9 protein-coding genes are annotated in these 9,015 nt (G+C 48.5%); 4 read left to right on the plus strand and 5 right to left on the minus strand.

Annotated features, from left to right (window positions below; genetic code table 11):
- Window positions 1-183: 183 nt before the first annotated feature.
- Together RM811_RS10035 and RM811_RS10040 are read right to left on the minus strand one after the other, a co-directional pair.
- A complete protein-coding gene (locus RM811_RS10035) occupies window positions 184-981 on the minus strand; it encodes a hypothetical protein (RefSeq protein ID WP_402523571.1) in 798 nt (265 codons plus the stop codon).
- An 82-nt stretch (window positions 982-1,063) separates the two neighbouring features.
- Entirely contained in the window at window positions 1,064-3,100 is a 2,037-nt protein-coding gene (locus tag RM811_RS10040; protein WP_402523573.1) for an alkyl/aryl-sulfatase, read from the minus strand.
- A gap of 137 nt (window positions 3,101-3,237) precedes the next feature.
- Between RM811_RS10040 and RM811_RS10045 the strand changes: the two genes are divergently transcribed.
- From RM811_RS10045 to RM811_RS10060, 4 genes are all read left to right on the plus strand, one after another.
- Entirely contained in the window at window positions 3,238-4,167 is a 930-nt protein-coding gene (locus tag RM811_RS10045) for a LysR family transcriptional regulator (RefSeq protein ID WP_402523575.1), read from the plus strand.
- A 332-nt stretch (window positions 4,168-4,499) separates the two neighbouring features.
- Entirely contained in the window at window positions 4,500-6,029 is a 1,530-nt protein-coding gene (locus RM811_RS10050) for a peptide MFS transporter (protein WP_402523577.1), read from the plus strand.
- A gap of 378 nt (window positions 6,030-6,407) precedes the next feature.
- Entirely contained in the window at window positions 6,408-6,722 is a 315-nt protein-coding gene (locus tag RM811_RS10055) for an isoamylase early set domain-containing protein (RefSeq protein WP_402523579.1), read from the plus strand.
- Between the two features lie 498 nt (window positions 6,723-7,220).
- Window positions 7,221-7,655, plus strand: coding sequence for a hypothetical protein (locus RM811_RS10060; protein WP_402523581.1), 435 nt, complete (start codon window positions 7,221-7,223; stop codon window positions 7,653-7,655).
- Between the two features lie 406 nt (window positions 7,656-8,061).
- Here the strand turns inward: RM811_RS10060 and RM811_RS10065 are convergent, their stop codons facing one another.
- From RM811_RS10065 to RM811_RS10075, 3 genes are read right to left on the minus strand one after another with little or no spacing between them, the layout of a single operon-like run.
- Window positions 8,062-8,382 carry a hypothetical protein gene (locus RM811_RS10065; RefSeq protein WP_402523583.1) on the minus strand — a complete coding sequence of 107 codons (321 nt, stop codon included), beginning with the start codon at window positions 8,380-8,382 and terminating at the stop codon, window positions 8,062-8,064.
- Between the two features lie 12 nt (window positions 8,383-8,394).
- Complete coding sequence (locus RM811_RS10070) at window positions 8,395-8,631, minus strand: type II toxin-antitoxin system RelE/ParE family toxin (protein WP_402523585.1); 237 nt, start codon at window positions 8,629-8,631, stop codon at window positions 8,395-8,397.
- Window positions 8,600-8,752 carry a hypothetical protein gene (locus RM811_RS10075; RefSeq protein ID WP_402523587.1) on the minus strand — a complete coding sequence of 51 codons (153 nt, stop codon included), beginning with the start codon at window positions 8,750-8,752 and terminating at the stop codon, window positions 8,600-8,602. The genes RM811_RS10070 and RM811_RS10075 overlap by 32 nt, the downstream gene beginning before the upstream one ends.
- Between the last annotated feature and the right edge of the window lie 263 nt (window positions 8,753-9,015).

A 9,015-nucleotide genomic window follows, 5' to 3' on the forward strand; every position in this document is an offset into this window, starting at 1 on the left:
GTTGTCGCAAAACCCTCCTCGCTCCCACGCTCTGCGTGGTAGCGCCAGGACCCAACCACAGACGCGATTCCTGTGGTTGGCTATGCATTCCCACGCAGAGCGTGGGAACGAGGTTTCTGGTGGGTTTTGCGACAGCCTCGCAGGCGGGTATGGTTGGGTAATATTTTCTACAATGTCACTTCCCTAAAACTGATGATTAAACTCTAACCGCCAGTCCCAGTCATTATCGACATTTGAGTCCGTATCGCTGTAGTTGGCAAACCATCGCACATTCTGCCTTGGATTAATCTGATAACTGGCGGCAATTTCATGCTGAAAACCATCGGACAAATCACTCACTCTGTCATTACTGTTGAGCGTTTTCACGTACATGGGATTGTAGTTAAGCCAGATCTTTTCGGTAATTACAATTTTAGTGTAGGTGCCAATCACTGCAAAGCTGGATGGAATGGCGTAACCGGCACTGCCAAAATCCGGATCTTGCTGGTCAATGATTTTAGCCGTGTCCCGAACCGTGATACCGACACCAGCCAGTGGAAAGAATTGAACGGCGCCCCACTTTGGTAATGCCTGCATAAAACTGTACGACGCACTACCCATATCACTATTGAAATCCCAATTGATATCAATTTGAGCCCCTCGACCGGTGGTGGTATCAAGACTGAAATTGCGATAACGCATAGAATTAATGGAGTCATTGCCATCAAGGCCCAGACTGTCCCCCATAAACCCCTGAATTTCAATGATATTCATAGCCACAGTATCCGGGTCTTTAGTGTCGTAGGTCTGGCCAATCTTTACATTCAATCCCTGATTGGTGATACCTGCACCCATCTGGGTATAAACGGCAGTGGGGTCTGACATATCCTGAAGTTCTTTCTCTTCAACAGGTTCTGAAACAGCCATAGCGGTATGGGGCAGCATCATTCCTAACAGGGCAAACGGCAGGGCAGCAAAAGCCCGTGATGTTTTTATAAACATAATTATCTACTTAGGGAGTAATTAAAAGACAGCGGGCTTATAGCCCGCTGCATAACCAGTATAAAAGGCGTGGTGTCGCGGTTTAGCTCTGGAGGTAAAGGTGGGCGTCTACTTCCTGACCCTGCTTAGGCCGGGGAACGATCTCAAAGGTGGCATCAAATTCCACGGATGCTTTTTTCAAGTTATCCAGCACGCTGGCATCCCCTTTCAAACCAGCCTGACGACTCTCAAAGAGCTCAGCGAGGGTAGTCTTCCCCAGCAACATCCGGGTAACGTCCGCTTTATTGATGTAAAGCGTGGCATCGGCTTCCCGCACGCCATCAACCAGACCATTGCTCAGATTACCGTTGGACATCTCGACAAAATGAACTTCATCAAGATCAGGCACCACCACATTCATGGTAAACGGCAGGTACTGTGCAATGGTTGAGTCCACTTTCACCGCCATGTAATCCAGCAAATTGGTGATCGACATTTCTGACAGCACATCCGGTGATGCTGATTTCGGATTCCCTGGCAATGTGCCAATCCGTAATTCCTGGGCACCGGTCAGGTAGGTATTGCGCCATCCCATGGTTTCTGACTGGTAACCCAGCTGCTCATAGGTATCCGCCAATAGCTGACGAGCCTCTTTATTGTCCGGTTCTGCCTGAACCACCTTGTCCATAATGGTGGCAACAAAACGGTATTCACCTTTTTCATAATCCGCCTGGGCCAGTTGGAAAACCGCTTCACTGCCGCCCATGTATCTAACCATCCTGGTGGCTTCCTGCTTGACTGGCAGCGGGTTCAGGTTCGCCGGATTCATATCGAAATAACCCAGGTACATATTGTAAACTGCTTTGGCGTTATGGCTGTACGAGCCGTGGTAACCGTTGGTGTGCCAGGCCTGCTGGATGGACTCCGGCAACACCTCAAGCACCGCGTCACCAATATCCTGAAGTACCACGCCATTGTTCGCCAGACGCAGGGTCTGGTTATGGATAAAACCGTAGTTATCACGCTGCAACTTCATGAAGTCCAGTACATCGTCATTACCCCAGACGGGTGATGAGTGAGCACCAAACAACACATTGATATCGCTCCCCCAGGTATTAATCATCTCGTTAATATCTTTTGACCACTGCAACGCATCACGGACTTTTGCGCCACGCAGCGTGTAGATATTGTGCATGCCTTGATACATTATCTCCCCGGTCCACAGGGCATTCATTGACGGAATAAACGTCGACATACCGGAAGGCGCTTCAGTGCCGGAGGTATCAATAAACACCATCTCCAGGCCATCGACGATATATCGTTCATACTTACCATCACTGTTAAAGGTATAATCCGGCACCACATAGGTTATCTCACCTTTGCCGTATGCTGGTGAACTGGTGGACATGCCCTTACCCAGCCCCGCATCGACAATGCCCCGGTCATTAGCACCCAGGGTTGCACCGTATTGATAAGCAGCCCGGCGCGACATGGCATTACCTGCCAGGACATTTTCATCGACGGTTTCTTTCGTGACATTGTTGGGACCATAGACTTTGACATCAGGAAAACGGTCCTGAATGGCACGGGCACCACCAAAGTGGTCAGCATGGCTATGGGAGTAAATCATCGCCACAATGGGCAGATCGCCGCCCTCGGGGACATTATCGAAGAAGAATTGTGTGGAGCGTTCAGACGCCTGCCTGGTTAGCAATACATCGTAAACAATCCAGCCGGTTTTACCGCGAATAAAGGTGATATTGGATAAATCGGTTCCACGCACCTGATAAATGCCGTCGCGCACTTCATACAAACCCGCTGCCGTATTGTTGACCTGAGCCTGTCGATACAGAGATGGATTAACACTGTCTGCTATTTTATCCTGACTGATAAAATCGTAACTGTTCCTCATGATATTGGCGGTGGCCGCATCAAGGGGCACGATCAATCCTTTCTCATTACGCTCAAAGGCATCACGATCCTGCCAGTTTAAGGTCTCACTTAACGCATTATTGATCGCAATGGTCTGAGTACTGGCAGGCTTGCCCTGAACCGTCAGTTCTCCATTAACCTGATTGGCCGCCCCGGCTGGAAGAGCGATGGCCAGGGCCAGGGCAAGAATGGTTTTTTTACTATGCATCAGCGTTTTCATAAGTGCCTCGATGTAAAACAATTATTTTTAAATTAATACGTTTTGATGAGGCTCAGTTTACGGATAAGACACATAGCAAAAAATAAAGTATCGTTTATACAAAACATCACGAATGGTTATGTATTGTGATTATAAAAACCGACACACCCCTGGACCTGAACCTGTTATCGGTCTTTCTGGAGGTCTATCGTCTGGGGTCAATCACCCTGGCGGCAGACGCGCTGAACATGACTCAACCCGGTGTCAGTGGTGCCCTTAAACGCTTGCAACAGCAGCTGGGTGCCGAATTGTTTGTCAGAGAAGGACGGGGTATTTCGCCAACCCATACAGCGGTGCAACTGGCCAGTGACATATCGCCGGCATTAAGCAATGTCAGCAACGCCATCAGCAACATCAAACAGTTTGATTCCGGGCAACCAAGAACCTTCCGTGTGCTCTGCAACGAAATGGCATTACTTTATTTTCACCCCCGGATAGAACACGACAGTGGTATGGGAAATGTAACCGTTGAGTTTGTCACTGCCCCCGGCAATGAAGATGACCTGCTGCAGGAACTCAGCTTGCAGAAAGCCGATCTGGCACTGGACGCCATTGTGCAATTAAGTCCTTCCTATAAAAGTCACGCGGTCATTCAGGATGAGATTGTTATTGTGGCAAGGAAAGATCATCCACGGATTCATCAGACACTGACTGAGCAGCAGTATTACCAGGAAAAACACATCACCATGCGTATTCGTCGGGCCAAGATGTACGCTGCCGACTATTTCACAAAAAAACCGTTAAAGCCGCGAAAAATCAGTACTGAATGTGACTCTCTGATCGCCATGTTTGCCCTGATTTCCGGCTCTGACTGCATTGGCAGCACCGCTCGTAAACTGGCCTCCCAATACGCCCAGCTATTTAATTTACAGGTAATTGAACAACCCTTTGAAACCCGGCCTGTGGAACATTTGATGATCTGGCATTCAAGAATGGACTTCAGCCCTGCCCATCAATGGTTACGGGAAAAGATAAAGAATTATGCCATCATCCGAAATCACTCCGGGAACGGATAACCAGCTTCTATATTTCCTGTTACTTCTTCTAATAGCCACAGGGTTTTACTCTAAATAGAAGACGATTTTTAAGTATTTCTCCACACTGCTTAGTTAACGCTGACGCCCTATATTGGCTTCCTGAACCTTACTAAATAAATCCATTACAGCTTTTATACCCAAAGCTAAACGCACCAGAATAATCAAGCCAGAACGATGGTTGTTGTTATCAGCTGTTTTATATCAGCCGGCCGGCGCCTCAAAGAGGTGATCATGATTTACCCGGTTTGAACGACAGCCGAACAGTAAAAGATTCAGTGGCGTAACCATTTCTCAGTGACATCAGTATCTGGATGCCTGGAAGAAACACCGCACCTTACAACCAATTAGAAATGAGTAGCTGTATGTGGAATAGACTCAATAAATCGATGATGGTTTGCCAGATGATGTTTGGCTTATCGTTCTACGGCGTGATGGTAATCCTGACCCGATATTTCCTGGAAGACCTGGGCTATAACGAAGCCGATACCATGATGGTGGTGGGTGCCTTCTCTTCCATCGGCCCGCTGTTTGCCATTGCCGGCGGCGTTATTGCCGATAAATTCCTGGGAGCCTATCGTTCGCTGACCTTCAGCTACGCAGGCTTCACACTGGGTTATATTCTTCTGGTAGCCGGCGCTTCTGCCAGCAACGTCCCCCTGAGCCTGGTGGGTATCGCGCTGGCCAGCTATGCCCGTGGTCTGATGTCCCCATCCTACCCAAGCCTTTACAAGCGCACCTTCAAGTCTGCAGAGGACTTTGAGAATGGTTATCCCGTTAACTACTCAGTGAACAACATTGGTGCTTTTTTCGGGCAATACCTGTTCCCGATGCTTGTTTTGGTGATTGGCTTTAATGGCAGCTTTGTACTGTCGGCGGCTATGGCTTTTGTGGCCGTTGTCATTCTGCTGGTATCCCGCAAACCCCTGGTCAATGTTGCCACCGAAAAGGATCAGCAACCGGTCAGCACTAAAAACTGGCTTGCTTTTGGCACAATATCCGCCGGGATGATCGGACTGGTTTTCTTCATGTTCTCCAACATGGACATCGGCCAGAACATTGTTTATGCCGTTGGCCTTGCCGCTATAGGCTACTTTGTCAGCCTGATGTTTAAGGCAACCCGGGCAGAAGCACTGAAAATGGGCACCATACTGATTATGACCGCCCTGACCACTGCCTTCTTTGTTTACTACGGTCAAATGATGACCTCCATGACCATGGTGAGCATTCACACCATGCGAGGGGATCTGTTTGGCATCATTCCCATTGCTCCGGAAGCGTCCATGGCCATGAACCCGCTGTGGTGCATGGTGGCAGGCCCGCTGATTGCCCTACTGTTCTCCTCCCTTGAAAAGCGAGGCATCTCGTTCAGCACCGCGACCAAAATTGGTTTTGCCTTTATTCTAACCGCTGCGGCCTTTGGTATTCTGGCCGCTGCAACCAAAGGTATTGGCAGCGATGTGATTATCCGACCTGAGGTATTCCTGGTTATTCACTTCTTCCAGGCATTTGCTGAAGTCGTGGTGGGTAGTATGGTGGTGGCGTTTATCCTGTCGGTAGCACCAAAACATATTGAGAACTTTTCCGTATCCCTGTTCTCGGTAGCCATTGCCCTCAGTGGTATTGTGGGCGCGGTTTTCTCTACCTCCATTGCCCTTGAAAAGGGCCAGAAGATTACTCAGGAGATTGTTCAGAATGTTTACGGAGAGTACTTCAACATGCTGACCATACTGGCGGTTGTGATGGTAGCAGTAGCCTTTATCGCTTCATTTGCGATCAAAAAAATGCTGGAAATGAGCAAGGCAGAAGAGCAGTCTGTCGACCTTGAGTTATCCGGCGCCTGACATCAGGTTCTGTCAATAAAGGCCAGATGATTATCTGGCCTTTTTTTTGGTTCTTCTTTTTTCGTATTAAGTTGTAATTAAATGAAAACCCTTTTTTAAAAGCTTTTCTTTTCTCTGTGCCTCCGTGGCAAAAAACAGGGAATATTTCGTGACTAATCCTTAGTAGCCGGTTCACTGAACAGCCTTACCAATTACCAACAAAAACAAACACGAATAACCAGTGACGAACACCAACACCCCGGATAATTACACACAGGTTTTCAACCCCAATATTCACATCCTTATCCCCCAAAATTGTGGATAAAACGAGGATTGTCCAACCCTCCGTTTCGTTGTACCTTGAGGGTGCTGAACCGTTGACAACCTTTAGGATTTACCATGCTGAAGAAAAAGATCATCAAGAAAACAGCGGAAACCGAAGTAACCTTTGAGTTCGCCCAAAACGGTGTTCAATCGGTATCGCTGGTCGCCGATTTCAACCAGTGGCAGCCGGTGACCATGAAATACCATAAAAAGGAAAAAACCTTTCGGGCAAAAGTAAAGCTGCCCAAAAACAAGACCTTCCACTTCCGTTATCTGCTGGATGGTGCTGACTGGGAAAACGATCACCAGGCCGATGATTATGTGGCTAATCCATTTGGCAGTGACAACAGTGTGGTGCACACCAACGCGCTGGAAAAAATGAAAGCCTGACGGTAGCGCAGGTTGGGTCGAGCGAATGCGAGCCCCAACACCTCCATCAGCCAAGACGTACCTGAGAGTGTTAAAAATATTTTCCAGCACAAAACAGCCATGGAAAACAGACGCTCAATTGCGACAAATGTTGGGGCGCGCTCCGCTTGACCCAACCTACGTACGGCGGCGAGTAAAGTGCGTAACATCAGTAACTAAGAAACTGTCCTGAAATAACTTCCACATTTTGAACTCAATCTCCGTTCATCCTGAGCGGAGTCGAAGGGTGCCTGGCACGATCTATCATGGCCCGAGCTTACGCCTTTAGGCCCTATGGGTCCTTCGACAGGCTCAGAACGAGCGAAGTCCCGATTCTGAATCGAAGAAAGGATACCTCCCAAACCGAATCCGGACATCACCCACAAAGCCCATGAACCGGGCAGACAGAGGAAAATTTGAACTAAATCATGTTCGATCGGTCAAATTATTAAAATAATAACCTTTAATGGACTATTGGCTATGAACCTTACTTCATTTAATAAACAGTCACTGGATGGCATATACCGGGCTGATGGTAAGAATATTCCTCAACAGCTTATGGATGAGAATATAGAACTGGCTCTCCAGACATTTGGCAAAATGAAAGCGTTTCAATACATCCAGTTCCACCTGGGCAAGCCTACCTATGTTTTTCTAATGGAAGATAGCTGCCCTGTCACTAAAGACCATTGGGCAAAAGTCTCCATTACTGACCGGGGCGATATGAAATACGTTTTTATTTTCAACGACCCCCGGCCTGAGGAGCGATGGTGGATTGATTACCAGCCTGTTGATGAATCCGGCACACCTATTGGTACAGAAAGATGTGTAGGCTGGTTTACCGATGAGTTCGCCGCACTGGAAGCCGCCAGGGATATACTCTCGAAGCCGGATAGAAAGAGCCGGGTTAATTGAAGGCAAGCGGAAAGAATAACGTATCCAAAACCCGGGCACCGCTAACCCTGAGCTTGTGCACAGGCTCAGTCCCAACGGAATCCGGGAGACTGAAAAATGTAGAAGTGGTTACGAAACACGCCTTATAACATGAACGGCACCATAGCCGCCGTCTCAGGTCATCACCATAAACTCAATCCCGCCAGCAGCCCGGTTATAAACAAGAACAAACAAGAACAGGACATCCATAAATTTATCCATGAGAATAGTATGGATATTTTTGTGGATGTCCTGTTCTCTCGAGCCTGTTCTCTCCCTGTTCTCTGCCCGCCTGAAGCTCCTGTTAAAGCTCTCTGTTAAAGCTTCCTAAGCCGGGTAGGTCGGTTCGCTTGCGAGTTGATTCCATTATGATGATGTGCAAAATGCCTCAAGCCGCCAACAACGCCTGCAGACTATCCAGCCCTTCCCGCTTCAAACAGGCGTGAATCACACCGAACATATTGCGGGAGCGGGCATTACCCTGTTCGCTTAACATCCGTCGCAGGCTCGACACCTGGAGCTTGAGATCAACGGCCACCTCATCAAAAGACTGGGTGGCGTTCAGGTAATCACGAATCAGCAGATTCCCTGTAGCCACATCCGCCTCCATCAGATAACTCTCTACCGCCTCCCGAAGTAACTGCACCCGAAACTCACGATCCCGGGCCAGCTCCACGACGGTCTCTTTAAATTCACGAGTTAATGGCATGATGTCTCCTGGTCAGTAACCGTTTTTTCTGCGTTGATGGTAATCGTTCCAGAAACCTTTGGCTTGCCGGATATCCGCTGGCTGCGAAGATTTATCGCCACCGCAAAACAAAATAATCAGCTCATCGCCGTCCAGTGCGTAATAAAGGCGATAGCCGGGACCGTAATCAATCCGGTACTCCATAACGCCTTCACCCACGGATTTATGGTCACCAAAGTTACCGGTCTGCATCTTGTTGACCGATTTCACCACCCTTCACCATCCTGGCCTTGGCGCGAGCATCCCTCAATCCCTTGAGCCAGCTGGCAAATGGCGCTGAGCCATCGTCACGGAGATACTCCCGAGCCTTTCGCCTTACTGCAGGTTTCATCGGTCTGGCTCTTTTATAATAACGTATATGTTATTAAAGGTCAGTTTCCAGAGGGCGTCAATAGCCGGGCAGGTCAGCTTCGATATGAGCCGGTCTCGACGTAGCACCCAATAACACGGAAAAAACGACCGTTTATACGGCTGACTTATTTACGGCTGGACGTGGTTTATACCTCATGCCCACTCTATGGGGGATGGAGATGCCTGACGGACTCCCCTCAAGTGATATTCTGACGCCACTGATTAACCAATGAGTGTGACGTC

Origin of the sequence: Endozoicomonas sp., assembly GCF_031844845.1 — a bacterium.
Lineage (GTDB): Bacteria > Pseudomonadota > Gammaproteobacteria > Pseudomonadales > Endozoicomonadaceae > Endozoicomonas.